Source organism: Alteribacter lacisalsi (assembly GCF_003226345.1).
GTDB lineage: Bacteria > Bacillota > Bacilli > Bacillales > Salisediminibacteriaceae > Alteribacter > Alteribacter lacisalsi.
Map to the genome: position 1 here is coordinate 634,690 of NZ_PDOF01000001.1, position 26,451 is coordinate 661,140.

At 47.4% G+C, this 26,451-nt stretch carries 27 protein-coding genes; 20 read left to right on the forward strand and 7 right to left on the reverse strand.

From position 1 onward, the window contains the following. Positions 1-99: 99 nt before the first annotated feature. Positions 100-246, reverse strand: coding sequence for a SpoIIAA family protein (locus CR205_RS20770; protein ID WP_110516799.1), 147 nt, complete (start codon positions 244-246; stop codon positions 100-102). Positions 247-257: 11 nt separating this feature from the next. Beyond that, entirely contained in the window at positions 258-437 is a 180-nt protein-coding gene (locus CR205_RS03025) for a hypothetical protein (RefSeq protein ID WP_110516801.1), read from the reverse strand. Positions 438-554: 117 nt separating this feature from the next. Between CR205_RS03025 and CR205_RS20055 the strand changes: the two genes are divergently transcribed. From CR205_RS20055 to CR205_RS20065, 3 genes are read left to right on the forward strand one after another with little or no spacing between them, the layout of a single operon-like run. Next, on the forward strand, positions 555-983 hold the full coding sequence (locus CR205_RS20055; protein ID WP_142669848.1) for a phospholipase D-like domain-containing protein: 429 nt from the start codon (positions 555-557) through the stop codon (positions 981-983). A gap of 5 nt (positions 984-988) precedes the next feature. Further along, a complete protein-coding gene (locus CR205_RS20060) occupies positions 989-2,503 on the forward strand; it encodes a DEAD/DEAH box helicase (protein WP_142669849.1) in 1,515 nt (504 codons plus the stop codon). Then, positions 2,451-2,996, forward strand: coding sequence for a DUF3427 domain-containing protein (locus CR205_RS20065; protein WP_236634752.1), 546 nt, complete (start codon positions 2,451-2,453; stop codon positions 2,994-2,996). Before CR205_RS20060 ends, CR205_RS20065 begins: the two co-directional genes overlap by 53 nt. Positions 2,997-3,050: 54 nt before the next feature. Here CR205_RS20065 and CR205_RS03035 read toward each other — a convergent pair whose 3' ends face one another. Together CR205_RS03035 and CR205_RS03040 are read right to left on the reverse strand one after the other, a co-directional pair. Beyond that, positions 3,051-4,118 (reverse strand): alpha/beta hydrolase, encoded by a 1,068-nt coding sequence (locus tag CR205_RS03035; RefSeq protein ID WP_110516803.1) that lies wholly within the window; start codon positions 4,116-4,118, stop codon positions 3,051-3,053. Positions 4,119-4,471: 353 nt separating this feature from the next. Next, positions 4,472-5,380 carry a branched-chain amino acid transaminase gene (locus CR205_RS03040; protein WP_110516806.1) on the reverse strand — a complete coding sequence of 303 codons (909 nt, stop codon included), beginning with the start codon at positions 5,378-5,380 and terminating at the stop codon, positions 4,472-4,474. A gap of 193 nt (positions 5,381-5,573) precedes the next feature. On the opposite strand from CR205_RS03040, the gene CR205_RS03045 reads away from it, so the two are divergent. Continuing rightward, complete coding sequence (locus CR205_RS03045) at positions 5,574-5,828, forward strand: hypothetical protein (RefSeq protein ID WP_110516808.1); 255 nt, start codon at positions 5,574-5,576, stop codon at positions 5,826-5,828. 175 nt (positions 5,829-6,003) lie between these two features. On the opposite strand, the gene CR205_RS03050 is transcribed toward CR205_RS03045, so the two are convergent. Together CR205_RS03050 and CR205_RS03055 are read right to left on the reverse strand one after the other, a co-directional pair. Beyond that, a complete protein-coding gene (locus CR205_RS03050; RefSeq protein WP_110516810.1) occupies positions 6,004-6,942 on the reverse strand; it encodes an alpha/beta fold hydrolase in 939 nt (312 codons plus the stop codon). Further along, a complete protein-coding gene (locus tag CR205_RS03055) occupies positions 6,939-7,241 on the reverse strand; it encodes a hypothetical protein (RefSeq protein ID WP_110516812.1) in 303 nt (100 codons plus the stop codon). The genes CR205_RS03050 and CR205_RS03055 overlap by 4 nt, the downstream gene beginning before the upstream one ends. Before the next feature lie 213 nt (positions 7,242-7,454). On the opposite strand from CR205_RS03055, the gene CR205_RS03060 reads away from it, so the two are divergent. The 10 genes from CR205_RS03060 to CR205_RS03105 all read left to right on the forward strand — a co-directional run bounded on the left by CR205_RS03060 (position 7,455) and on the right by CR205_RS03105 (position 17,188). Further along, complete coding sequence (locus tag CR205_RS03060; RefSeq protein ID WP_110516814.1) at positions 7,455-8,807, forward strand: cytochrome P450; 1,353 nt, start codon at positions 7,455-7,457, stop codon at positions 8,805-8,807. 156 nt (positions 8,808-8,963) lie between these two features. Next, a complete protein-coding gene (locus tag CR205_RS03065) occupies positions 8,964-10,436 on the forward strand; it encodes a flavin monoamine oxidase family protein (RefSeq protein ID WP_110516816.1) in 1,473 nt (490 codons plus the stop codon). A 280-nt stretch (positions 10,437-10,716) separates the two neighbouring features. Continuing rightward, positions 10,717-11,178, forward strand: coding sequence for a DUF2243 domain-containing protein (locus CR205_RS03070; protein WP_110516818.1), 462 nt, complete (start codon positions 10,717-10,719; stop codon positions 11,176-11,178). Between the two features lie 2 nt (positions 11,179-11,180). Continuing rightward, positions 11,181-11,981 carry a cytochrome c oxidase assembly protein gene (locus tag CR205_RS03075; RefSeq protein WP_110516820.1) on the forward strand — a complete coding sequence of 267 codons (801 nt, stop codon included), beginning with the start codon at positions 11,181-11,183 and terminating at the stop codon, positions 11,979-11,981. A gap of 174 nt (positions 11,982-12,155) precedes the next feature. After that, positions 12,156-12,974 (forward strand): YitT family protein, encoded by an 819-nt coding sequence (locus CR205_RS03080; RefSeq protein ID WP_110516823.1) that lies wholly within the window; start codon positions 12,156-12,158, stop codon positions 12,972-12,974. A gap of 217 nt (positions 12,975-13,191) precedes the next feature. Continuing rightward, positions 13,192-13,731 carry a sigma-70 family RNA polymerase sigma factor gene (locus tag CR205_RS03085; protein WP_110516825.1) on the forward strand — a complete coding sequence of 180 codons (540 nt, stop codon included), beginning with the start codon at positions 13,192-13,194 and terminating at the stop codon, positions 13,729-13,731. Beyond that, positions 13,707-14,990: a DUF4179 domain-containing protein gene (locus CR205_RS03090; protein WP_110516827.1), complete on the forward strand. Its 1,284-nt coding sequence runs from the start codon at positions 13,707-13,709 to the stop codon at positions 14,988-14,990. Before CR205_RS03085 ends, CR205_RS03090 begins: the two co-directional genes overlap by 25 nt. 276 nt (positions 14,991-15,266) lie before the next feature. Beyond that, entirely contained in the window at positions 15,267-15,545 is a 279-nt protein-coding gene (locus tag CR205_RS03095) for a hypothetical protein (protein WP_110516829.1), read from the forward strand. Between the two features lie 105 nt (positions 15,546-15,650). Further along, positions 15,651-16,505: an alpha/beta hydrolase family protein gene (locus CR205_RS03100; RefSeq protein ID WP_110516830.1), complete on the forward strand. Its 855-nt coding sequence runs from the start codon at positions 15,651-15,653 to the stop codon at positions 16,503-16,505. A 62-nt stretch (positions 16,506-16,567) separates the two neighbouring features. After that, positions 16,568-17,188, forward strand: coding sequence for a hypothetical protein (locus tag CR205_RS03105; RefSeq protein ID WP_110516832.1), 621 nt, complete (start codon positions 16,568-16,570; stop codon positions 17,186-17,188). A gap of 86 nt (positions 17,189-17,274) precedes the next feature. Here CR205_RS03105 and CR205_RS03110 read toward each other — a convergent pair whose 3' ends face one another. Further along, a complete protein-coding gene (locus CR205_RS03110) occupies positions 17,275-17,778 on the reverse strand; it encodes a hypothetical protein (protein ID WP_110516834.1) in 504 nt (167 codons plus the stop codon). Between the two features lie 167 nt (positions 17,779-17,945). Here CR205_RS03110 and CR205_RS03115 point away from each other — a divergent pair, with 167 nt between their 5' ends. The 6 genes from CR205_RS03115 to CR205_RS03140 all read left to right on the forward strand — a co-directional run bounded on the left by CR205_RS03115 (position 17,946) and on the right by CR205_RS03140 (position 26,413). Then, on the forward strand, positions 17,946-18,617 hold the full coding sequence (locus CR205_RS03115; protein ID WP_201745343.1) for a GNAT family N-acetyltransferase: 672 nt from the start codon (positions 17,946-17,948) through the stop codon (positions 18,615-18,617). Between the two features lie 214 nt (positions 18,618-18,831). Then, positions 18,832-19,974, forward strand: a complete 1,143-nt coding sequence (locus tag CR205_RS03120) for a GntR family transcriptional regulator (RefSeq protein WP_110516836.1) — start codon at positions 18,832-18,834, stop codon at positions 19,972-19,974. Positions 19,975-20,215: 241 nt separating this feature from the next. Beyond that, complete coding sequence (locus tag CR205_RS03125; RefSeq protein WP_110516838.1) at positions 20,216-21,496, forward strand: extracellular solute-binding protein; 1,281 nt, start codon at positions 20,216-20,218, stop codon at positions 21,494-21,496. 16 nt (positions 21,497-21,512) lie between these two features. Continuing rightward, positions 21,513-22,424, forward strand: coding sequence for a carbohydrate ABC transporter permease (locus tag CR205_RS03130; RefSeq protein WP_110516840.1), 912 nt, complete (start codon positions 21,513-21,515; stop codon positions 22,422-22,424). Position 22,425: 1 nt separating this feature from the next. Further along, the gene (locus CR205_RS03135; RefSeq protein ID WP_110516842.1) at positions 22,426-23,268 is read left to right on the forward strand and encodes a carbohydrate ABC transporter permease; all 843 of its coding nucleotides are present in this window, start codon (positions 22,426-22,428) and stop codon (positions 23,266-23,268) included. A 16-nt stretch (positions 23,269-23,284) separates the two neighbouring features. After that, positions 23,285-26,413, forward strand: a complete 3,129-nt coding sequence (locus tag CR205_RS03140) for an alpha-mannosidase (protein ID WP_110516843.1) — start codon at positions 23,285-23,287, stop codon at positions 26,411-26,413. The last annotated feature ends 38 nt before the right edge of the window (positions 26,414-26,451 follow it).

Below are 26,451 nucleotides of genomic sequence, written 5' to 3' on the forward strand. Positions count from 1 at the left end.
ATCTGACTGAAAACATCTTCTAACCATCCTCCTTTTAAGTAGTTTTAATGTGTCTTACACCAAAAACTTTACCGCGATTTTCTGAAAAAAGCAATCCTTTTAATCGAGTACCCAGTTTTTGGCTTCTGTATCCTCTTCCAGTTCATAGTAACGTATGTTGGCGCCGGTGAGTTTGTCAGCACCTTTGGCCAGCATCTCCACAACGGTTGCCTCGCCTAAGATCGCATACTTCTCGATCCGCTCCAGGTCGTGATCCTTTAAAACCGGAGCCGATCGCCCATAGCGGAAAGTTCCGCCCCCACAAGCTCCGGGATTCGGGCAAAGATCCGCACCGTCCCGAACTCCGCCAGCTTCTCCTCCACTTCAGAAATGATGCCCTTAAACTCCACCTGATATGCCAGAATGTTGTCTCTGCTCCAGTCGAGTTTTTTGTTCATGGGATCACCTCAAATAAGTAATGTAAGTGGCTTGTACCCGAAAGCTAGAACAAAAAAACAGAAAGCGTGTTTTTGACGTGTTAAAATAAAGAAGAAGTTGTAAGGGGGGGATGAAGGGTGGCGAATCAGGAGTTAATTGTTAATAGTGGATCACGAAATCTATGGAAAGAGCTCACGAGTTCGATAGAAACATGCAATCGTTTTTACATAAGCGTCGCATTTATAAATTACAGCGGGCTACAGCTTATACTAGATTCACTCAAAATAGCGGCCAACAAAGGAGTTACAGGACAAGTCATTACGTCCACTTATTTAAATTTTACAGAGCCTAAAGCTGTTGAAAAACTTACGACATTTCCAGGTGTTGATGTTCGGGTTTTCTTAACTGAACAGCAAAATACCGGATTTCATACGAAAGCATACATATTTGAGTATGGTGATCACTTTAAAGTTATTATTGGATCATCAAACGTAACGCAATCTGCTCTGAAAAGTAATGTGGAGTGGAATGTACAAATTATCTCTAAACAGGACGATGCGATTTAAAACAAGTGTTAAAAGAGTACAAAAGCCTGTGGGAGAGAAGTAATCCAGCAGATGCCAAATTTCTTCTTGATTTTAAACGGATGCATGAAAAATTAGAGCGTATGGTAGTTCGTGAAAGAGAGATCTACGAAGAACCGATCTATTTCACCCCTAATTCGATGCAGCGAAAAGCAATGGAAACCCTGGAACGACTTCGATCTTTAGGTGAATCCAAAACGCTCGTTGTCGCTGCTACCGGAGCTGGAAAAACCTTTATGTCCGCTTTTGATGTGCTGAGGTTTAAGCCCAAGAAGCTATTATTTATCGTCCATAGAGAAGAAATCCTCCAACGGGCAAAAGATACGTTTGAAAGCTTATTAGAGAACTTCTCGGTGACCTGTGGTTTTTTGACTGGAAACAAAAAGGAGTTTGGAGCGGATTATTTATTTGCAAGCATTCAGACGTTAGCTAAGCACTATCACAAATTTCAACCGAAAGAATTTGACTACATTATTTACGATGAAGCCCATCATTCTGCGGCAGCCTCTTATGGGAATGTGTTAGACTATTTTACCCCTCAATTTACACTAGGAATGACGGCAACTCCAGAACGAGGGGATGGGGTTTCTATCTTCGAAATCTTTGAACACAACGTCGCTCTAGAAGTGGGCTTACATGATGCATTAGCTGATGATATTATCGTTCCGTTTCACTACTTTGGTATCACCGATGTTGACGGGATCGATTTGAGCGATGTGGCTCCTGAAGACATCGACGAAATTACGTTCCGTTTAAATGTAAAAGAACGCGTGGATTTAATTCATGAGAAAATGCTGTTTTACGGTCACGATGTTCCGGTTAGAAAAGGGCTCGGTTTTTGTGCCAGTCGAGAGCACGCGGAATTTAAGGCAAATGAGTTTAATCGATTAGGAATTGAAAGTGATTATTTAACGAGTCATACACACACAAAGATTCGCCAAAAACGGATTAAGGATCTTGAGAGCGATCACCATCCACTGCAGTTTTTATTTACGGTCGATATTTTCAATGAAGGGATCGATATTCCTTCAGTAAACCTTGTGCTTATGCTCAGACCTACGAATTCACCCATCATTTTTATCCAGCAGCTAGGGCGGGGGCTTCGTAAACATCGAAACAAGCAATTCTTGACCGTCCTTGATTTTATCGGGAACTACGCGAAATCGTTCCTCATTGCGATTGCGTTAAATGGGCAGCGATATTATGACAAGGAAACATTGAAAGTGGCCGTTGCGACAGGTTTTGCTCATGTACCTGGTGCTACTCACATTCAGATGGATCAGATTGCACAAGATCAGATTTTGGCACAGCTAGAGCAGGAGCGTTTCACTTCGATGAAGTATTTAAAAGAGGAGTATGAGGAATTTAAGCGTGTTCGCAGCGGGAGAGTGCCGTACTTTCTAATGGACTACCATAAGTACGACGGAGCACCAGATCCAGTTGGGTTTTGTGAAAAAAAGCTGGACTTACGCTTCGTTTGTTGGGAAAGCGGAGAAAGATAGAGAGCTACAAGCCGTTTTAACAGGGGACTTCGAAAAAGCTTTGAAATGGCTTTCTTCCATGCTACCTATTAAGCGTCCGCATGACTTTGCGATTCTTTGGAAGTTGCTTTCAAATGAAAGGGTTTCTCTAGATGAAGCGAGGAAAAAGATTTTTAAGTGGGTGGAGGAAGTAAATGATGATACGATTCTCCACAGTTTTGAATTTCTTAGCCGAGCGTTCTTTGACTCTCGTGAGAAACTTGCGAATCCTAAGTTAGTGGAATTCGAGGAAGATACGGTTCGAGGAAGTGAGCTCACGACTTGTTTGAGTGTGCCCGTCCGGAAGCATACCCGGGAGGAAGAGGTTACGCTTAATCCCCGAGGGTGCACAAGAAGTAAGAGTATTTCAACATCCGAAGCCCGTTGGATGCGGGGGAGATTGCACGGGACTTTATTGGAGAAGAAAAAACGCATTAGAAGACTAAGTTCTTTTAGTTGTTCCGTTTCTTCTTAACCCTACCAAACTGAACAAATACGAGGTCCCTTGTGGAGGGCGGGAGAGACTCACCTACTTTCGCAGTACCCGTTTAAAATGGTTGGAAATTTCTTTTATCGCATCAGCTGCTTGAGGATAGCAGCCGAGCTTCCTGACAAATGCATGATCCATTCCTTTATATTCAAAATGACGTACCGGGACGCCGGAATCTACCAGTTGGGAGGAAAACTCTTCTCCTTGAATGCGCAGAAAATCGAACTCTGCCGTTGTTAGCGTGATAGGAGGGAGGGCGGTTTTATCTTTGCGCAGTAAGGGAGAAACGAGCGGCAGAAGCACATCTTCCAAATTAGTAAGGTATAGTGTCTGAATGAAATTAAGAGAGTCTTTCATTGTTACAAGCTCCTGATGAATTAACTCGAAATCTTTATTCATGTCGTAGTGTTTTAATTTCCAGGTATTCCTTGATACGTAAGATAAATCAACCAGTGGACAGAGCATCCCTATATAGCTTATATTCCATGGTTTCCCTCTACTTAATTGATGCACCCCAAGTGCAAGGTTCCCCCCGACACTGTCTCCCACAAGGCCCATTTTATCAGCATCGATATTAAATTCCCTGGTATGTTCGTAAACATACTGCACTGCTTCCAGACAGTCGTTCAACCCGTCCTGGTAGGGGTGCTCCGGCGCAAGACGATATTCCGCGGCTACTACTACTGCATTAGCCTTCTGCGCTAGGAACTTACACACATTTTCCATGACGTCCGTATCCCGCTCAAAAAAACCTCCCCCGTGATAATAAATAAGGACCGGCTTTTTTTCTTTTGTCTGGTTATAAATCTTTAAGGTCAATTCGTGATCTTCAGAAAATATGTTTTTCGTTTTCGAACGAATTCCACTGCTTAAATCTTTATTATTTACTTCCACTCTGTTTCGGGTAAGCTCAAGGTCATCGATTTCGAGCGGACGTCTTTTATTCGGATCGACCTCGTTTGTAAGAAATCTTTTCACTCTCGGATCTAAACCGCCGCTCCCCTCCTGAAAAGGAATTTCCTTATTAATGATGCTTAATCTCCCTTTTTTTGAATGGGCTACTCTTTCTTCTAATCTTTTTGTGAGCTCCTCATGTGTATAGTTCATGATACACAACCTCCTTATCAAAACTAACACTGTACGGTAACCAAAATGGTAAATATGCCTGTTCTCTTAATCACAAAGCAGTACAGGATAAAAAGTTTCATTACTGTAAATTCCCTTTTCCTTACAAAAAAACGTTTATTCAAGGATTATGTGTAGTGGGTTGTACGTATAGTGAAAAGGAAATTTCTTAATAAGAGCCCTGTAGAGGGCGAAATTAAGACCGGGTAACTGGGCGGTCCTTTTCCGATTACTATGGTTCTGCGGTAAACCCCGTGATTGAAATCTATAAGTGAGGCTAAACTGAGAGCCCAAAAAGCAGCACAGCATTTAATAGATTATGCCGGCAACCTTCTTTAGTACACAGCTGTCAGCCAGTTAAAACGGTTTGGCACCTTGCCGTGAACGATGTCCATATAGCTTTTCTGCAGGTAGGCTGTAACTGGTCCTGTTATTCCTGATCCGACCTGGCGAAAATCTGCTGATACTACTGAAACAATTTGAATAGCGGTTCCAGTGAGAAAAACTTCATCGGCCGTATAGAGGGAAGTTTTTGGCAGGGTGGTAATCTCCCAGGTCAGGCTGGGATCATCTTCTGCAAGGGTGAGCACGGTGCTGCGGGTAATTCCCGGAAAAATATCGTCCGATGCCTGGGGTGTCAGAATGTGATCGCCCCTTACTACAAATAGGTTGCTGGTACTCGCTTCACTGAGATTTCCTTCTCGGGTAAGAAGAATCGCTTCATCCGCCCCCGAACGGACCGCATCGGAGTACGCAAGAGCTGAGTTCATGTAGCCGGCAGAGGTTTTCAGCTGAGAAGGAATCGTGTTCGTTGTTATACGGAGCCATGATGATGTAAGGGTCTTCAATTCGTTGAAAGCATAAATACCGGGTTCAACAAGGGCGATGGTCAGACCGTACTGCTCGTTTATGAGGGACGGACGCAGGGATTCCTGATCGATGAAGGCAAATGGCCGGATGTAGATGTTCCTTTTTACATTATTGATCTTAATAAGCTCCACCGTAATTTCCGAAAGCTGGCTCGCAGTGTAGGGAATGTCGATGGCCAGGGCGCGGCACGCCTCCAGGAGACGCTCATAATGGAGAGTAAGGCGGAATACATACAACTGCTTGTGGTCCGGGTTCCAATACCCGCGGATACCCTCAATTATACCAAGTCCGTAGTTCAGCGCTTTGTTTCTGATCGGGACTGAGGCTTCTTCATCCGGAATAAATTTACCGTTCATGAATGTGTACATGGCCATCAACTGCTCCTCTCTTGAAAAACTGGTATTACTATATGTATGACTGATAGTGCCTTAATATTTATCCTGCCGGCAGGAGGATGGCTGATTCAGCAGCTGGGTCTACTGTGATAGAATAGAAAAAAGTGTTCTGATCCGGTCTTCTGCCGTCTGGGCAGAGGATATATTTGGTTTAAAAAAGGATGTGACAGATATGGAAGTGATCCTGCTTCTGGTCATTGCTGTGATGCTTGTCGTGCTGGCGGTAAAGGCGGGAAAGAAACTGCGGGGAAAACTCGGTCTCACGATTGATGAATTCTGGCTGATGATTGTCACGCCGATTGTGGTCGTGTACACGGTGGTACTGGCCATTGAAGGAGCGTCGATGATGCGCTGGATTTTTGTCTTGAGTATTTATCTCCTGATCGTTATGACGGTTGTGCGTGTCTACCGCAATCGGATGGCGTAGAAATTTGGGTGTTGCCTAAATGAGATCTTTCAACGGCGATATTACATGCTAAAAAAGACGGAAACTTACATTAATAGGCAGCCTTCTCACCGGCTGCCTTTTTAAAATAATGAAAGAAAAACAATCATGACCCTTTCCGTAATTGACGGCCGGAAAGGGTGCTTAAACAGTGAAGTTATGTGAGCCGGATGGCCTGATTTTTTAACCATATGGTTAACTCATTAGGAAGTGTACCTGCGACCGCGAGAGTAATGTGACCGCCATGGAACGTGACCGTCTCCTGATCACGGCTCCCTGTTATAGCCATGACAGGGAGAGAGGATTCCTTCGGTACAATTGTATCCTTTGTTCCTGTTACCAGCAGGAGTGGAGACCTAATTTTTCTAGTATCGACTGGCTGACCGGCCAGGGTGAAGGTATGGTTCACGAGGCGATTATGAAACACCATGTCTTCGATTACCTGTGAAAGAGCCTTGCCGGAAAACGGAACCGAATCGTACAGCCACTGCTGGATGAGGGCATGTTTTTCGTTGGCCGGCTTTGCTTTTCGGTCTGAGGAAGCAGGAAAGAGGCTGCTGAGTGTACGGTTAACGACAGGGGCCGGGATCATCCCCATCGCCTTTACAGCCACTTTGAGCCGTGCAGGATTACCATTAAAAGCGTCCGTCCATGGTTCAGCACCTGGGAGACTGGAAAAGTCCACAGGTGGTGCAAACAGTACCAGTTTTTCCGGCGGATTGGGTGATACAGCTGCATGAATAAGTGCCATGGTGCCTCCCAGGCAGTACCCGGCACTGATGACATCTTCAGAACCGGAGTGAATCCGGGTCCGGCGAAGACCCCGTTCAATATACGTAAGAATGTAATCCTCAAGGCTGACATCCTTGTCCTCATAGCCGGAGATTCCGAAGTCGAGGAGATAGACATCGAACCCTTCCCGGTTGAGGCAGCCAATCATACTCATGCCCGGAGCCAGATCTAAAATGTACGGTCTGTTTACCAGGGAGTAGACAAGAAAAAGGGGCGTGCAGTATTTTCGGGAAGAGGAAGGATAATACCAGAGTACGTTTTTATTAAGTGTCCAGACAGCATGGCGTGGTGTGACGGTATTCACTGGTTATTGTCCTTTCTTTTTTTGCCTTTTTCTTTTTTCCGGCAGTCTTGAGTCAGGAGTTTCTCTTCCAGAGCATCCACTTTTTCCTCTACCTGGCGAATCAGGGCTGCGAGGGCTGCAAGGTCGTTTTTGGTTGGAACTTTCAATTCCACGATCTTCTGGTACTCCTCCAGTTTTTTTATGATCTCCTCAGGCTGAATCCCCAGGGGCACCTTTAATCTTTTCCTGTGTGCCTTCACCTTTTCCTCGGTCAGATGTGTCAACTCCAGCATTTTTAATAAGATTTCTTTTTTTTCCATCATTGGATTCTCCTTTTTTGTTAATAACGTTGTCTATTTACTCTATTCACCAAAACAGGATGAGCATGGACATATCAGAAAGAGGGGCTTTTGCCTTCGGAATGATAGACCAGTTTCCAGCCATATGGTACAGATGTACAGGCTGTCCTGTGCCTTTTTCATAGAGTAAAGGAGTGACTGTTTCACTAAAAAAAGAGGAGAGGAAAAATCACCATGACCAACAAACAGGAATTACCACCCCATCGCCCTCCCGGCCCGGCCGGCACCTGGTTTAAAGGATCGCTCGATGCGTTTAAAAAGGACCCGCTCGCCTTTCTGAGAATCCAGGCGGAAACATTTGGCCCTCTCGCCTCGTTCAGGCTGGGGCCGTTTCAGCGGTTTCATCTTGTGAACGACCCGCATCTGATCAGTACTGTTTTTGCCGACAAAGAAAAACGGCTTGTAAAATCGAGAGATATCCAGACGCTGAAATCGATTGTGGGAGAGGGGCTGCTTACGAGCGAAAAAGCCTTCCACCTTAAACAGAGAAGAATGATCCAGCCCGCTTTCAGACATACGCATATTGCGAAATACGGCGAGGAAATGACCGCAGTTACGAAACAGATAATCCGAAACTGGGAGGGAAAGTCAGAACTTAATATCGCAGACGAGATGATGGATATCACACTGGCCATTATTGCAAAGACGATGTTCAGCATGGATTTTGAGGAGGGATCGCGAAAAATCGGCAAACCGATGGAGTCGATCATGAAGCTCGGGATCAGGCGTATGCGCAATCCATTCAGCCTTCCGCTCTGGATTCCGGTCCGTGATAATCGCAGGCTGAAAGGGGCCGTGCAGGAACTGGACCGCGTCATTTACAGAATAATTGAGAAGAGAAAACAATCGGGTGATAACTACGAGGATCTTCTCGGTATTCTGATGCAGGCCAGTGAGGGCGGAAAAGGACTGACGGATCGCCAGCTGCGTGATGAGCTGATGACCATTTTCCTTGCAGGCCATGAAACCACTGCCAATCTCCTGACTTGGACGCTTTACCTTCTCGGTCAGCATCCGGAGGAGCAGAAAAAAATTCACATGGAGCTTGATAACGTCACGGGAAAAGGAGGCGTGAAGGCGGCTCACTTTATGAACTTCAGCTGCGTGAAAAATGCAGTCTGGGAATCAATGCGTCTGTATCCGCCTGCCTATGTGGTGGGCAGACAGGCGGAAACGGACCTTGAACTGGGGGGGTACCGGATTAAAAAGGGGGAGACGCTTCTCCTCAGTCAGTATGTGATGCACCGAAATGCTTCCTTTTTTACAGAACCTGATCTTTTTAAACCTGATCGGTTTAAAGACGATTTCATGAAATCCCTGCCTTCCGGAACATACTTCCCTTTCGGCGGCGGCGCACGAATTTGTATCGGCAATCACTTTTCCCTTATGGAAGCCGTGCTTGTACTCGCAGTAATACTGAAGCAGTACCGGGTGGCTATCTCTGATAATTGTCCGGCTGTAAAGCCCCAGCCCCTCATCACCCTTCGTCCGAAATACGGCCTTATCATGGAAATCCACAAGCGTTAGCTTTGTTAAGCGGGGACGGTTCCTGAATGACATTTTTCATACCGATCCATCACTCTCACTATTTACGAAAAAATGCAGCACAGAACCGTTTTTAGTTAACAAGAACTTCGCCTGATAAACATACATTTGGTATTGATGCCAAAGGGGGCGAACAGGATGGAGAGGGTTGAAGGGATTCAGACGGCACCGGAGGAGTACATTGCTTTTATAGAAGGAAGCCTTCCAGCTCCGGAGGAAGCGAAGCGGGTGCTGATTCTCGGGGCGGGGCTTGCAGGGCTGACGGCCGGGAAGCTGTTAAAAGATGCGGGCCATGATGTGACGATTCTCGAAGGCAGCGACCGGGTTGGCGGCAGGGTGTATACGATCCGGGAGCCGTTCACGGAGGGGAATTACTTTGAAGCGGGGCCGATGAGGATTCCCGATTACCACGAGCTGACGCTGGCACTGATCAATCAGTTCGGGCTTGAAACGAACGAATTTATCAACACGACGGACAACGATCTGTACTATGTAAATAACCGTCTTGTCAGACGCTTTCAGTATGAAGACGATCCGGACATCCTCGGCTTTCCTGTTTCGGAAGATGAAAGCGGGGAAACGGCAGCTGAGCTTCTAAAGAGTGCTCTTAATGCTTTTTACAGGCTTTACGAGAATTCGACCGACGAGGAGCGGGAGGAGCTGGTCAGGGGTTTCGAGCAGTATTCCATGGAGAGCTTCCTCAGAAACAATCCGGTAGGGCGCTCCCTCTCCGGTGACGCGGTGCGGAAAATCCAGGTGATGCTCGGAATCGAAGGGTTTCCGGAGCTGAGCTTTATCGATATTTTCAGAAACATCATCAGTACGATTTTCGGAGAGAATACGAATTTCCTGGAGATTACCGGGGGAAACGACCAGCTGCCGAAAGCGTTTCTAGAGTACCTGGCGGACAATGTTATTTTTGACCGGAAGGTAACTTCGGTGATTAACGGTCCTCAACAGGTGGTCGTGCAGACAGAGGACCGGGAGGGGCGGATCTACACCTATGAGGGGGATGTGGTGATTACCACGATTCCGTTCTCGGCTTTTCAGTTTGTCCGGGTTACCCCCTTCAACTCCCTGAGCTATGAAAAAAGAAAAGCGATTCAGACGATCCATTACGTGTCTTCTGTAAAAGTGGGACTTGAATTCAGCGAGAAATTCTGGGAACGGGATGGTATGAGAGGCGGGAGCCTGACGACAGATCTGCCGATTCAGTTTACGCATTATCCGAGCAGCCGGATCGGAGAGCCCGGTCCCGGCGTCGTGCAGGCGAGCTACACCTGGGGCGATAACGCGCGACTGTGGGAATCTCTCACAGATGAGCAGCGGATCCGATTTGCGCTTGATTTCCTGGCATCCATTCACGGCGAGTACGTTCGGGATCTCTATCTGGGCGGGGCTTCCTACAGCTGGGCACAGAATCCGTTTGCGGCCGGATGCTTTACCCTTTACGCCCCCAACCAGGCAGCAGATTATCCGGAGATCATCAGACGGCCGGAGGGACGGATGCATTTCGCCGGGGAACATTCGTCGGATCTGCACGGGTGGGTGGAAGGAGCCGTCGAGTCCGGTGTGCGTGCGGCGCTGGAAGTGAATGAAGCCAAAGAATAGTGACGATGCAGATAAGCATGAATAAAAGTGGGAACAGTCCATGCTCCAAATGGGCTGTTTTTTGTCGTCGTTTTGTTTTAAGTAAAAAAGGGCATGTCATTTTTCCTCGTTCCCCTGACGTAGTCACTCAGCCTCATTTCTGTGAAAGGACCGATCGTGCTGTTTGGTGCATGCTGGAAAAGGAAAAAGGAAGGTGAACTTTGAAAGTGTATATAACACCGGCTTCTGCGCCAGACTGGTCTGATAGAGAGTGGAGTAAACGTAAAGGGAGAGTGCAGGTATGAGAGAAGTTAATTACAGCGGAAATCTCTGGTCCGGCGTCCTGTTCGGCTTGGGTGCCATAGCGTTTTTTGATGAAGTAGTCTTTCACCAGCTGCTCCGGTGGCATCATTTCTATGATCTGGCCACCACCGACATTGGCCTGATTTCGGACGGGCTGTTTCATGCGTTCAGCTGGTTTGCCACGATTGGCGGTCTGTTCTGGTTTGCTGACCTGCGCCGGAAAAAAAGCCTGTATCTGAAGCGGTGGTGGGGCGGCGTGTTAACAGGTGCCGGGGCATTCCAGCTTTATGACGGTCTGATTCAGCACAAAGTGATGCGGATTCACCAGATCCGTTACGTGGAAAATGTCTTGGTGTACGATATTATCTGGAATGTGACGGCCGCTTTGATGATTGCAGCGGGGGTTTATCTGCTGTATAAAACCCGGAGCGGCAATCGCCGGGCATCGGGGGCGGTGTAACGATGCATCACACGCATACTGAAATGGCAGGACTTCCGGTATGGTCCCAGATTCTTCTGGCGCTTCCGTTTCTTATTCTTGCGCTCCTGTATATCTGGGGGCTCATGGTCTCATCTGGAAAGGGCCGCTCATGGCCGGTGTGGCGGACATGTTTCTGGATTCTCGGATGTGTGCTGGCGTTCACTGCTGTCGCAGGTCCGCTGGCTGATCAGGCTCATCATGATTTCTACGTACATATGATGACCCATCTGTTATTGGGAATGCTGGCGCCGCTTTTGATGGTGCTGGCGGCTCCTATTATGCTTCTTCTCAGGGCCCTGCCGGTGACAGCTGCCCGGAAGGTAAGTGGTATTCTGAAATGGAGGGTCTTTCACGTACTGACCGATCCATTCGTGGCGTCCCTTATGAATATGGGAGCGCTGTGGGTGCTGTATACGACGCCGCTTTACAGCGGGATGCACGAGAGTCCTGCTCTTCATGTCCTGGTTCATGCCCATGTTTTTATTGCCGGGTATGTGTTTACGGCGTCGATGATTTCAAAGGATCCGATGCCCAACAGACCATCTTATTTTTACCGTAGTGTGGCGCTTGTCCTGGCCCTGGCCAGTCACGGCATTCTCTCTAAATACCTCTACGCCAATCCCCCGGCAGGAGTACCGGCGGCTGAAGCAGAGGCCGGCGGAATGCTGATGTTTTACGGCGGAGATATAGTGGATGGGGTGATCGTGTTTCTGCTGCTGCGCCAGTGGTACCACGCAGCCCGTCCAAAACCCTATAAATCCCCGCAGCCTGTAACGGGATAAAAAGGAGTACCCTGGTCATACGTTGGCCGGGGTATTTCCGCTCGAATGCAGTACCGTAGGGTATTGATCAGGCAGAAACTTCGCTTTTTTTCTGGCAGCGGCAATACGTTACAGGAAAATCAATCGTTTATGAACGTTCTTCTTCATGGTATAGAGTTAGAAAGGAGTGTGATTATGAATAATGTGTCTCGAATTCTAATTATATTTATCGCTTCTATCGTTGTGGGGTTTGCGTTTAACGTGTTCCTTCTGCCTCATGAAGTTCTTACCGGGGGAGTCACTGGTCTGGCTATGGTATTTGGTCTTCTTACGCCAGTAAATACCGGGTATTGGATCTTCCTCTTAAATATTCCGATCCTAATACTCGGCTGGATGAAGCTTGGAAAGATGTTTATCGGTAACAGTATCTTCTCGGTTTTTATCACGTCTGTATCGATGCTATATATTCCCGTTGTGCCTGTAACAAATGATCCGCTCCTGTCCTCGGTGTTCGGCGGAGTTATTGCAGGAGCAGCCATTGGTGTGATCATCCGTAACTACGGTTCTACAGGCGGTTTTGATGTGGTAAGCCTTGTCTTAATTAAGCGGTGGGATGTTCCATTGGGCGGGCTGATTTTCGCTTTAAACAGCGGGGTCGTCTTTATTTCCGGATTCTTCTTTGCCTGGGAGCTGGCGCTGTACACCATGGCTTCGATTTACATTACGGGACTGGTCATTGACCGGATCCATACACGCCATATCAAATTGAGCCTGATGGTGGTAACGACCAGGGGAGATGAACTGAAAAAGAACCTGATTGCCAACTTATACAGGGGCATCACCGTGATGGATGGAGAAGGTGCATACTCAGGAACAGGCGTCAAAGTGATGTATACGGTCATTTCACGCCCTGAGCTTGCCTTAGTCAGACCCCTGATTAAGGAAGTGGACCCTAATGCATTTGTGAGCGTAAGTGAAACCGTTGAAGTAATGGGGAATTTCAGGAGGGACTGACAGCAAGCAAACATATTAACATCACCAGCACAGGCCGCGGTCTGTGCTGCTGCTCTTTTCTAATGGCTGTATTCCTACAGATTGCTGCTGTAACTTAAATGTAAAATTCAACAGAAAACAATTAAAATGATACATACGATGACTTTTTTTCCAAAAAGATGAAACCTGAACCAGGATCTCAATATCTAATAGGTGTGAATGCAGAGGGGGGATAGGATTGAACAGTCTAAAAACAGTAAAAAAAGCCGCAAAGGGGTGCAGAAAATCATTTGAGATTCTCATAGAAGAGCACAAACTGACGATGTACAGGGTGAGCAGAACCATACTCTCCGACGACCAGGATTCAGCCGATGCCATCCAGGAAACCATTCTGAAAGCGTACGAGGGAATTAGTAAGCTACGGGAGCCCCGTTTCTTTAAAACATGGCTTATTCGGATTCTGATGAACGAATGCAACCAGATTCACAGAAAAAGAAAAAACATTATCCCTATTGACCACTTGTGGGAGTGTGCAGGAGAAGACAGGGGATACAGGGAACTGGAAGTGCTGGAACTCATCCATACCCTCCCTGACCGGGACAGCCAGCTTCTGAAACTGTTTTATATCGATGACTTGTCCATGGCTGATCTGGCTTTACTCTATGAAACATCAGAAAACACGATAAAAACACGCTTGAGACGAAGCCGGGAAAAACTTCGCAGCATGATCACGCAAAACAAGGAGGAAGAGTTATGGATAAATGGGAAAAACAATTAAACGAACAGATGAACCAGCCTCTGCCGGAACGGATCGATATTGCCGTAAGCAATACACTCTCCACCCTTCCTTCGAAAAAGAAAAACCGAAAAGGGGTAACTTATGCCTTCATCAGTGCAGCAGTTGTTTTTCTCCTAATGGTCAGCATGTCCTTGCTCTCCCCTTCCTTTGCTTCCTCCATGAAAAACCTGCCGATTGTGGGTTCCGCTTTTGAATATGCTAGTAGTGCGGGTATATTGAAAGGCGCGCAGGAAAATCTGGTGACTGCCGTTGGAGAGGAAGTCATCATTGACGGAAAAACGGTCATCTTTACAGACACCCTTTATGATGGTTCCCAGATTCATATCGGATATATGGAAGAATTTGATGAAGAATTGGGGCATGGCGATTTTCCCGGTCTCTGCCGTTTTACAATTAATGGAAAAGAGATCGGAAGCTACGGCTGGGGCGGGACGGGAACCTATCTTGATAACGGCTGGTACGCAGGAACAGTCAGTGTCCGCATACCGGACCTTCCCGACTCGTTTGAACTGGGCATCAAACCGTTTAAAGGAAATGCCTGGTCGGTTGAACTTCCTGTTGAAAAAAAAGGGAAATCCGAGACGTTTATAGTAAACGAAAGGAAAGAATCGGGTAATATCTCTCTTTCCTATCACACCGTTACCTTCCACCCTACGTCCACCGCGATTTCCCTGACCAGCTCCTATCCGGAAGCGTATGGTGACGAGTTTAACATGCTCGACTATCACATCGTCGATGAAAATGACCGAATTATTCAATCTTCGAGTGCAGGTGGCAGTGGTCAGGCGAAAGATGGTTTATACTTGAATGAATATTCCCTGTTCTATGAGCCTTTAAATGAAAAGCCGGAACAACTGACGATTACACCTTTTCTTGATCAGGCGGAAAGAGAGATTGCCTTTGTCCGGATGCCGTGGAAAGAGGAACCGGTCACCCTTTCCCAGGGAGAAGTAGGCAGCGTTACCGTTCATAGTATTGCGTCAGATGACGATGCAACGTATGTTACCTATACGCTGAAGGGGGAACACGTTTCCTATCAGAGCCAGTCGCTCTGGATGGAAGATCAGGAAGGGAATGAATACCGTTCACACAGCGCACCGGAATACATCGAAGATACAGGAGAATACAGACTTGAACTGGAGAGGGCCCCGGATCTTGAAGGCGTCATAATCGTCACAGTCGAACAGGAGGCCGTTCAGTTTCTTGATGACCTGCAAGTAACGATTTCAATTGAATAACAGAACCCGGCTACATGGAAATGGCTCTCAATTAGTGAGGGTCATTTCTTTATCTTATATTTACATGAGCGATATTTTTTCCTGCAGCAGGTACTATCTGCATCGACAGTTAAGGAGGCCCTGCAGCTTCAAACCCCTGCACTGGCATCGCCATCGATGGAAAGACCTGAAACCGTCCCCACTTTACTTTTGGGATTGCATTTCCATTTTTGTCCTCAAGTAGTATACTGTAGGAAGGAATTGGTATATTTTAAAGGGACGGGGGTTTTACTGGGAATGAATCTGATGGAATTTCTGGTTCCGGCAGGTGTGTTGTGTCTGCTCCTTGGTGCAATCTGGCCCGTGCTGCAGAAACGATACGCTTTTTCACCGGATACGGCCTGGCTTGTCGTGGCGATAATCCTTGCAGCTATCTATACGTTTGTCTTGATCATAACGGAAGCACAGGGAAGTTTATGGTACTTTGCCTGCGCTGTTTACGCGCTGATCGGGATTCATCTGACCGGTTCCCTGAGCCGGTGGGTAAAAAGATGGAGCAGTGCAAAATACAGTTAGTAAAGAATTGGGATTAAAGGATTATAAAGCAGGCTCCACGGGTACATATCTGGAAAAGGAATGGTTTGCCTGTCAAATGGCGGGAATCAGTAAGGTGGGGACAGAATGAACCAGTTGATGAAATATACAACTTTTATCGTGCTGCTGTGTGCGCTTTCTGCATGTGGTGAGGCAGAGGTTTTACAGGAATTAGAGGAGGTTACCACCTCCAATGATACGACGGTGAAACGGTTTACATATGATAGTGAAGGTCTGGAGATTGAGGGTTATCTTGTAAGGCCGGAAGTAGATGAAGCAGAAGAGCTTCCCGTGCTCATATACAATCGGGGCGGCAACCGGAATTTCGGTGCGATCAATCACCAGACGATCAATGATCTGCGCTTTTGGGCGGTACAGGGCTATGTGGTGCTGGCTTCGCAGTACCGGGGGGCCGGTGGAAGTGAAGGCAGTGACCAATTTGGCGGGGACGATTTAAGTGATGTGCTTTGGTTGCAGGATGTGGCGGAGGAGCTTTCGTATGCCGACACCTCCCGCATGGTGATGATCGGCTATTCCCGCGGCGGGATGATGACCTACCTGGCAGCAAAAGAAGGAATGGATCTTAAGGCAGCGGCAGTGATCGGCGCACCGGCTGATCTTTTCCAAGGTCATGAGGAAAGCGGTCCGCGGATGAAAGGCATTCTGGAGGAACTCGTCGGCGATCCGGAAGAGGATGCAGAGGCGTATGAAGCCCGGTCGGCCGTCCACTGGCCGGAAGAAATCGGGGTACCGACGCTGATCCTTCACGGGGAGGAAGATCAGGAAGTGAATGTACTTCAGTCCGAACGTCTTTATGCCATGCTAGACAGTATGCACGAGATGATTATCTACCCGGAGGCGGATCACGGTCTGAGTGGCTACCGGGACGAGTACCGGGAAGAGGTGCTTGACTGGTTTGAGCGCCATCTTGAGAAAGAGTAGTGGTTAATTTTGTAAAAAAATAGGGAATGGGAATCACAGACACTCAACTTGGATGAGATACTGTGACCCGTTCTTTTTTTATCGTAGCGATGGTTTCGGCTCCGACCCTCCTTGTTGCCGGGTGCAGCGAGCAGTCGGCGGAGGAGGATATGGCTGAACTGGAGAAGAAGTACGATTTGCACTTTCAGGTAATTGACGAGCCACCAGAGCGTGATGAGACTCCGCCGGAACTCGATTTCGAGGAGGCGGACCGGGTGTTTGCCTTTGCCGCTGAATTTATGGAAGATCAGGAAACGGATATGCCGGATCAGCCTGCGCTTATGGAGACGAACGATGATGACGTTCCCGCTGAAAGCGGCATCTATACGATCACGCTCGCCTCGGATACGGAGCCAAGCGGCCAGATCGTGGCGGAGCGCCACTTCAGCTTTGTGTATGAAGACGATGACGAATCGGAACACGTCCTGCTCGGTGACCTCAGGACCTCTATTACCGGCACGCCCGCCATGAGCTGGGAGGAAATGAGTACAGGCGCAGATTATAATGAAGAAACTGGTCAGATCACCTTGTCTGCGGTCAGGATACTGGAAGTTCTGTTCAGCTATGGCGATCAGGATGTTTACTTCTCGGAGGCAGGTAACTGGCGGGTGGAGACGTATGCGGAGGAGTTGGAGGAGGAATAGGGTAAAGCACACACTATGCAGGATTTACGATAGGAAGAGAAGCACAGGATGTCTGCTTCTCTTCCTTTTTGTATGACCACTCTCCCCTATTGTTCTTCTTCGTCTCCGTCTTCGATGCTGATTTCACCTTGCCTGTAACCTTCTTCCTCGGCATACAGCCGTACAGCAATCGTCTGGGGTCCTTCCCCTTCTTTATCCTGCAGTTCGTGCAAATACTCACTTTCATAAACATAAAGTGAAGCTTCCTGATCCCCTAACGCTACTTCTTCCGAACCTGCCATTTCTGCGTCCGATGGCAGAAACTCTTCTGAAGCTTCCAGGGCATCTTCTTCGCTCCATTCCGTATCTTCTTTACTTTCAAAACTCAGAGTTATTCCGGCAGCATGATCATCTATCAGAATGCTTGAAACATAACCATCTTCAGACTGGTAATCGAACAAAGAATCAGAAGGGTCCTCTATAGCATTTTCACCGTATTCTTCTTCAAATTCAGCGAGAGAACTGCCGAGCTGCGCACCGCTTTCTTCGGTTCCGCAGGCTGAAAGAAGCCCTGCTGATAGGATGATAGACAAAACTGCTATTTTTCTCATCCAATCGACCCCTTCATTTGTGTATGTATGTGCTCTACCCATATATTGGGAAACGCAAACTGACACTACGAATGGCTTTATTTTTCACGTTTGTCCTAAAAGGAATTGCTGCTTTTAATCGCGAAAAAGACAAGTATGATGAGGAACGCGAAAAGGGGCGATGTTCGATGAAGAAAAAAGGAATGGAGCGGGAGGCAGATGAGTCAATAGGTGTGAGAGAGGAGGCAAGAGCAGTGGAAGAGCGAATCATAGTCGTGCCGGCTAACAAAGCATCGTGGGAGGATCTGGAAGCTGTACTCGGGTCGGCGCGCTGCCACGGTGCCCCATGCTACTGTCAACGATTTAAAATCTCTTATAATGACTGGAGCCTGACTGATGATCAAGAACGGGCCTTTATGCTTCGGGCACAGACAGACTGCGGAAACCCCGAGTCTAACACAACCAGCGGGCTTGTCGCATATTTAGACCAGGAACCTGTCGGCTGGTGCGCGGTGGAACCGAGAACAGCCTACAAAAAACTCAGGTCCAGTCCGGTTCCGTGGTCGGGACGGGATGAGGACAAAAACGATAACAGCGTCATGGCCATTTCCTGCTTCATTGTGCGAAAGGGTTACCGGAGGCGTAAGATTACCTACGCTTTAGCAAAAGCATCCATATCGTTCGCCCGGAAAAGGCGAGCACACGCCATTGAAGGATATCCCATGAGGACGGTGCCTGGAAAAGACATCCCGTGGGGCGAACTTCATGTGGGAAGCCGCAATGCCTTTATAGCAGCTGGCTTTCGTGAAGTGTCTGCACCTACTAAACGCAGAGTTGTGATGCGGATAGATTTTAAATGAAACCTATAAAACTCACAAAAAAGCATAGAGTAAGGAACATAAAACTCTTTGCTTTTTTGGTTAAAATTCCATTTATATTGGAATATATTCCCTCCATACATGTTATAGACTCATGATGCAGGTAGAATATAACATTTGAAGAAGAATAAGATGTGAAGTTACGGTTAATAAATGATATAATATTATATGATATTATATTGTTAAGGAGTTTTTTATGGCTAATCCTTTTGAAAGTGTCAAGCAGAAGCCTCGTTACGAAAGAATTTACTCGGAATTGAAAACAAAAATAATAGACAAGCAAATCAGACCGGGAGAAAAGCTGCCGACAGAGAAAGAACTAATCGATTATTATCAGGTGAGCCGAATTACGACGAAAAAGGCGCTTGATATGCTGGTAAGCGATAATCTGATCAAGCGAATTCCCGGCAAAGGATCGTTTGTCATCAGCGGAGATGAAAATATCGGAACAGAGATAAAAACAAAAAACCGGCCACTGCTCATAGGCTACATTGTTCCTGATTTTGATGACAGCCACGGTCTTGAATTATTCCTGGGCGCAGAGAAAATGGCTGCACAAACGAATATGAATATCGTGGTAAAAAGAACTTACGGAGACGTTAACAGGGAAAAGGAAGCGATCAATGCTCTTTTGGAACTTGAAGTGGACGGCATGGTGATCCTGCCGGTTTCAGGAGAGTATTACAATGAGGAAATCGTAAAGTTAAATATTCAGAAGTTCCCCCACGTCCTTATTGACAGATATCTGAAAGGGTTCTCGACAACCTCGGTATGCACCGATAACAGAGGATCGTCAAAGCAGTGTGTTCATTATCTGTTTGATATGAATCATGATAAGATTGCTCTCATAGCTCCGCCATTTAAGGACACATCGGCCATTGAAGACCGTATTGACGGATTTATCCAGGCGTACGCGGAGAGAGGTGTTTCGGTGGATAAGGATCTTTGGCTCACAAGCCTTACATCCACGCTCCCTTTCCCGAAAAACACGGAGGAGGAGATCCGTCAGGACATCGAAATGATTAAAGAACATTTGAAAAAGTTCCCGGAAATTTCGGCTGTTTTTGCCATGGAATACAATGTGGCGGTTCTCGTCAAAGAAGCAGCTGCGGAACTTAACATGACCGTGCCGGATGACTTATCTATTATCTGTTACGATCACCCCCTGAATACGATTGGCAGACATAGATTCACCCACATAAAGCAGGACGTGGAAAAAATGACCGGGAAAGCGCTTGAAGGAGTTACCGCATTGATTGAAGGCAGGGAGTTTCCGGTTAAGACAACCCTTGATGCAGAATTAATAAAAGACGCTTCCACTGTCGCAAAAAAAGTTTAATAAAGCGTTCCTATCAGTACTTTCGCCTGGGCCGGAGGTACTTTTTTATTTGTTTAATTGGAAATGCTCAATAAATAACATATAAATTATATGTAATTTTAATATTGACATGTAATATTATCGGATATAACATAATAAATGAAAGCGCTATTATTTTCAGGATTTGAAGGGGAGTACATTCTTTATCAGGTTGAGAAGTTGCGAATGAATTATCAGAAAAATCCAAAAAGGAGAGATCGTGATGAAGAAAACCGTAATTGGGACGATTGGTGGGGGCGCCCTGCTGTTTCTGGCTGCCTGTGGGGGTAATGGTACTTCCGGAGAAGGGGATGTGGATCTCGATTGGCTGACCACCCCTTCCTATTCGCCTCAGGCAACTAATGAAGAGGAAGCTGACTATATTTCCGGAAAGATTGCTGAATTTGAAGAGGAGTTTCCGGATGTAAACATTAACATGGACCTTCAGTCAACCGATATTGATGAAGCGATGTCCCGACTGCTTGAACAGGCCAACACGGGACGGGCGCCGGATGTGGCGGCCATCGATGGATTTTACTTTCAGCGTTTCATCGATTACCTCCAGCCGCTGGACGAGTTGTTCGAAGAATACGATATGGATATCGACGATTTTCTGCCATTCGCACAGGATGTGATTAAGGGCGAAGATGGTCAGATTTATGGTCTGTACATGAATACAGATACCAGGGTGCTTTTCTATAACACCGAAGTGGTTGAGGAGCCTCCAGCCACATGGGATGAAGCGATTGAGCTTTCCCTCGACATTCAGGAAGATGGCTACAGCGGTCTTCTTTTCCCTGGCGGACGCGGGGAAGGAACCGCAGTGACAACCCTCTGGCCGTTATTCTGGGCCCAGGGCGGGGAACTGGTTGATGAGGACGGAAACCCTTCCTTTGGTGAAGGGGAGAATAGGGAAAAAATGCTGAATGTTCTCAGCCAGATTGATACGGCTGTTCAGTCAGGTGCGACACCGCAGCGGGTGAGCAGCTACGGTGGAGAAAATGACCTGAACGAGGAAATAGCCGGAGGAAGTGCCGCTATGTTTCTCGGTGGTAACTGGCAGCTTTCCTTTATGAGAGAAACACTCGGGGAAGATTTTGAAAACTGGGATGTAGCGCCACTCCCACAGATTGAGGAAAATCAGTTTGCTACCAGTGCAGGCGGCTGGGCCTGGGGTATTTTTGCTGAAGAAGAAGACAAACAGGAAGCTGCCTTTGACCTGATCACCCGCCTGTTTATCAGCGAGCAGGGCATGAGTGAATGGATTAATGTCCACGGCGGCTTGCCTTCAAGGGAATCTGTTTACGAGTCCGAGTACTTTGAAGGTGATGAGTTCAGCGATGTGTTCAGAGAGTACCTTGAAGACGCGAACGTCAGACCGGCTTCACCACGATACAACGAAATTTCAAATCAGATGCAAATTGCGGTTTCCGAAGTGATCAGCGGTTCAAAAACCCCTGAAGAAGCTTTGGATGACGCCTGGTCTGTCGTAAATGAAGACTGATCCTAAGGCGTCTGGAATGAAAACAACGCAAGCCGGACAAAAAAAGAAAGCCGGGAGATGGAGGGATTCACCCCTCCCCTGGCTCCTCCCATTAGGGATTATTCTGACGTTCGTATTTTTATATCCTGTTTTTGAAATTGTGCGATTCAGTTTTACAAATGCTTCGCTGATGGACACCGACTATGAGTATACAATTGGTTCTTTTTTACGACTTGTGCAATTGCCCGGATTCTATCAGATGCTTACCGTGACTGGAATCTTTGTTTTTGCCAGTGTATTCTTCCAGTTGTTCTTTGGCTTTCTCATTGCTCTTATTATCGACCGGGGCCAGCAGCTGAAAATGAGAGGAACGGTAGCCGTCCGCACAGCGGTGCTGACCGCGTGGGCGATTCCCGGGGTGATTATCGGGATTATCTGGCGGATTATGTACAATGAAACCGAGTCCGGTATCTTTAATCACTTTGTCAGCCTTTTTGGAATGGATACGATGCCGTTTCTATCTGATCCCCAGATGGCTCTGTTTGCTGTCACGCTCGCCAACATCTGGCGGGGAACGGCGTTCAGTATGATCCTGCTGTATGCAGGCATTCAGACGCTGCCGAAAGATGTCATGGAAGCAGCGAAAATTGATGGAGCGTCCGCATTTCAGCGTCTGACGAAAGTGATGCTGCCGATGCTCGCGCCGATTATTCTGATTAACCTGATCATTATTTCCATCGATACCTTTAACACGTTTGATATGGTGATGGCGCTCACAGGAGGCGGACCGGGGCAGAGTACCGAAGTCATCGCCCTGAGTATTTACACCTCCATCTTCCGGGAATTCAACCTCGGGCACGGAGCAGCCACAGCGGTCGTACTGCTGATCATAAATGTGGGGATGACCCTCGTCTATCTTAAAATCCTCGGGAAAAGGGAGGAACGGTAATATGTTAAGCCGAAAACAGAGATTCCTGACAAAGACAGGTTTATATTTCTGCTACTTTGTAATTCTTGCCTTTTTCCTTTTTCCGCTGCTCTGGGTCATTTCCCTCTCTCTGAAAACGAGGGAGGAACTGTTTGCCACACCGCCGACGATTATACCTGAGACGTTTGCTTTTGAAAATTACGCCAGAGTGATTGAGCAGTCCGGGGTATTAAATTATATTCAGAATTCGTTTGTGATCGTAACAGCAACGGTCATTGTCACGCTGCTGACGGCAATTCCGGCTGCTTATGCGATTTCCCGCTTTAAATTCAAGGGAAAAAGCCCGCTGCTGGTAATCATTTTGATGACCCAGATGATTTCTGCAGTGGTCATTTCGATTCCGCTGTACCGGCTGTTTGCCCAGCTTGATCTGATCAACAACTATGTGGTTCTGATCATTGTGTATGTAGCTGTCGTCCTGCCGTTTTCCACCTGGTTTCTGAAAGGGTATTTCGATACGATTCCCTATGCCATGGATGAAGCGGCGATTGTGGACGGATGCAGTAAGTTTCAGATTCTGACGAAAATACTGATCCCGACTAGTGTGCCAGGGATTGTATCTGTTACGATACTTGTCGCCGTACAGAGCTGGTCCCAGTTTGTGATCCCATACATTCTGCTTGATGATGACAGGCTGTATCCGGTTTCAGTCGGGGTGATGAATCTCCAGTCCACCCAGGAAAGTGTCAGTACGCACCTGCTTGCTGCAGGGAGTGTGATCTCCGTACTGCCAGTGATCATTCTATTTATTCTGCTGCAGCGCTTTATCGTAGGCGCACTCACGAGCGGGGCAGTGAAAGGCTAACAAGGAGGGGAACGGTTTGTTTTTAAAAGAACAGAAACTTGAACAGAGAATTGCGGAACTGAGTGGATACCGCTATATAAGAAAGACAGAAATCGAGAAGTTCTTCTATCATGAAGAAAAAGAGGAAAAACCGGATACCGGAAATTATACTCAGTGGGAAACTTTGAGAACAGGCACGCACTGGAAAGGATGGGACAAGTACATCTGGCTGGCGGCTGATGTTGACCTGCCTCCAGCAGCAGAGGGATGTAAGGTAGCCGGACTATTTGATTTTGGCACTACAGGCGCAGGAAACAACTCGGCGTTCGAATCCCTTCTGTATGTGGATGATTATCCGTATCAGGGTGTCGATTCCAACCATAAAGAAGTGTTTTTTAAAGAGGATGTGCTCGGAGGAAAGGTGAATCTCAAGTTCCGTCTCTGGTCAGGTCTGGACGGGATGCTCGGGAAATACGAGGAGCAGGAGCATAAAATCGAACCTGCCTGGATTGTTTATCTCCACGAGGAAACGGATGATTTATATTTTAACGCCCGTGCTGTTCTGGAGTCCCTTACCCTGATGGGGGAGAATGAGCCTGTAAAAACGAAGCTTCTCGCGATTCTTGATAAAAGTATGAATCTGCTCGACTGGTCCCGGCCCGGCTCGGAAGCCTTTTACCAGTCTGTCACGGAAGCAAACGGATATCTTCTCAACCAGCTTGAAGAGGCTTATGCCGAACATCCAGTCACGATTACCGGCATCGGTCATACCCATATTGACGTTGCCTGGCTGTGGCGTCTGAAGCACACACGGGAAAAGTGCGGACGGTCTTTTTCAACCGTATTGCGGCTCATGGAAATGTTCCCGGAGTATATCTTTCTGCAGACCCAGCCGCAGCTCTATGATTATGTGAAAGAAGATTATCCTGAAATCTATCAGGAAATCAAAAAAAGAGCTGACGAAGGCAGATGGGAAGCCGGCGGAGGCATGTGGCTTGAGTCCGATGCGAACCTGCCTTCCGGGGAATCCCTTGTCAGGCAGCTGCTGAAGGGTCAGGCATTCTTTGAAAAGGAATTCGGAAACTCAGGATTAAAGTACCTGTGGCTTCCGGACGTGTTCGGCTATTCCTGGGCATTGCCGCAAATTCTGAAAAAGTCCGGCATTGAAGTGTTTATGACAACAAAAATCAGCTGGAACCAGTATAACCGGATGCCGCATGATACCTTTACGTGGAGGGGAATTGACGGTTCCGAAATTCTGACTCACTTCATCACAACCCCGGATCCGAGTAATCATTATACGTACAATGGGGTCGTGGATGCCGGATCTTTGAAGGGAATCTGGGATGAATACAGGGACAAAGGGGTCAATCAGGAACTCCTGATGGCCTACGGCTACGGTGACGGTGGCGGCGGAGTCAACCGGGAGATGCTTGAAATGCGGAGGCGTTTTGATAAAGTTTCCGGCGTTCCGAATGTGAAAACAGGAAGGGCGGATGACTATTTTGCAAGACTGAAAGATACAGTCGAGTCATCAGAGGAATATGTTCATACCTGGGATGGGGAGCTGTACCTCGAGTATCATAGAGGCACGTATACCAGTCAGGCGTACAATAAGAAAATGAACCGGAAACTGGAGCTTATGTTCCGGGAGGCGGAATCACTGGATGTCCTGTCGGCGCTTCACTCGAAAAGCTGGTCGCCTGATTCGGCAAAACAGCTGCACGAAGGGTGGAAAATCATTCTGCGCAATCAGTTCCACGATATTATCCCCGGGTCGTCGATCCGGGAAGTATACGAAGATAGTAAAAGGGAATACGCGGAAGCAGAAACCCTCGGTCATTCGGTGCGGGAGGGCAGCCTGGAAAAGTTCCCGGCACAACAAGGCACCTATGCTGTTTTTAACGCTTCATCATGGACACAGTCCAGTACGGTAAAGGTGGAGGACAGAGAAAATGCGGAAGGTTACTGGACTGATGAACAGGGAAACAGACTCTCCTCTCAAAAAGGAGAAGACGGCTGGCGTGTGTACGTAAAGGACATTCCTCCTTTTGCCTTTAAAACGATCCGTTTCCAGGAAGGAAACGGGGTGGAGGTGACCGGTTCCACTGATGGTTTAAATGCCGGAGCTGGCTATGCCGTTTCCCCGTTCTACAAAGTGGAATGGGATGAGAACGGACATCTGACGGCGATTCGGGACCTGGAGCATGACAGGGACGTCCTTGCCGACGGGAAAGGAAATGTCTTTCAGGTATTTGAAGACAAACCGCTCAATTTTGATGCGTGGGACATTGATATTTTTTACCAGGATAAGCCGCGGACCGTGACGGATCTCGTGTCGGTTGAAGTGACGGAATCAGGTCCGCTGCGTCAGGCGGTTACCTTCAAATGGCAGTACGGCGATTCGGTGATTGAGCAGGCGATGGTGCTGCATCAGCACAGCAGAAGAATTGATTTTGAAACGACTGTGGACTGGCAGGAGAGTAACCAGCTGCTTAAAGCAGCCTTTCCGGTCAACGTCCGTTCCACAGAAGCAACGTATGATATTCAGTTCGGTAATGTAAAGCGGCCGACACACTGGAACACGAGCTGGGATATGGCCCGTTTTGAAACTGTTGGCCACCAGTGGGCCGATTTATCACAGCGTGATTACGGTGTGAGTCTACTGAACGATTCGAAATACGGGTATGATATCAAGAATAACCTCATGAGACTGTCGTTAATCAAATCTGCCACCCAGCCGGATGCCCGTCAGGACAAGGGCCGCCATACGTTTACGTATTCACTTTATCCTCACAGTGGTGACTGGTACGAGGGAGAAACAGTAAAGGAAGCCTGGGATCTGAATCACCCGCTCACCTGCAGCAGCAACAGGACTGCAGAAGCGGAAAAATCCCTGTTTAAAGCCGATGTGGATCACATAAAGTTTGATGCTGTGAAACGTTCGGAAGACGGGAAAGAAGTGATTGTCCGGTTTCACGATTATTCCGGTCAGCAGAACACAGTTGAGCTCACCAGTGATTTTGCCATCGCCCAGTGGCAGCCGTGCGATCTTATGGAAAATCCCGAAGGCGAACCGGTAAATAGTGAACGGATTACGACCGGAGTTTCGCCGTATGAGATAAAGAGCTTCAGAGTCAGGTTTAAAGAAATAGATACTTTTTAAAGAAATGATGTCTGAGGGGGTCCCTTCAGGCATCTTCA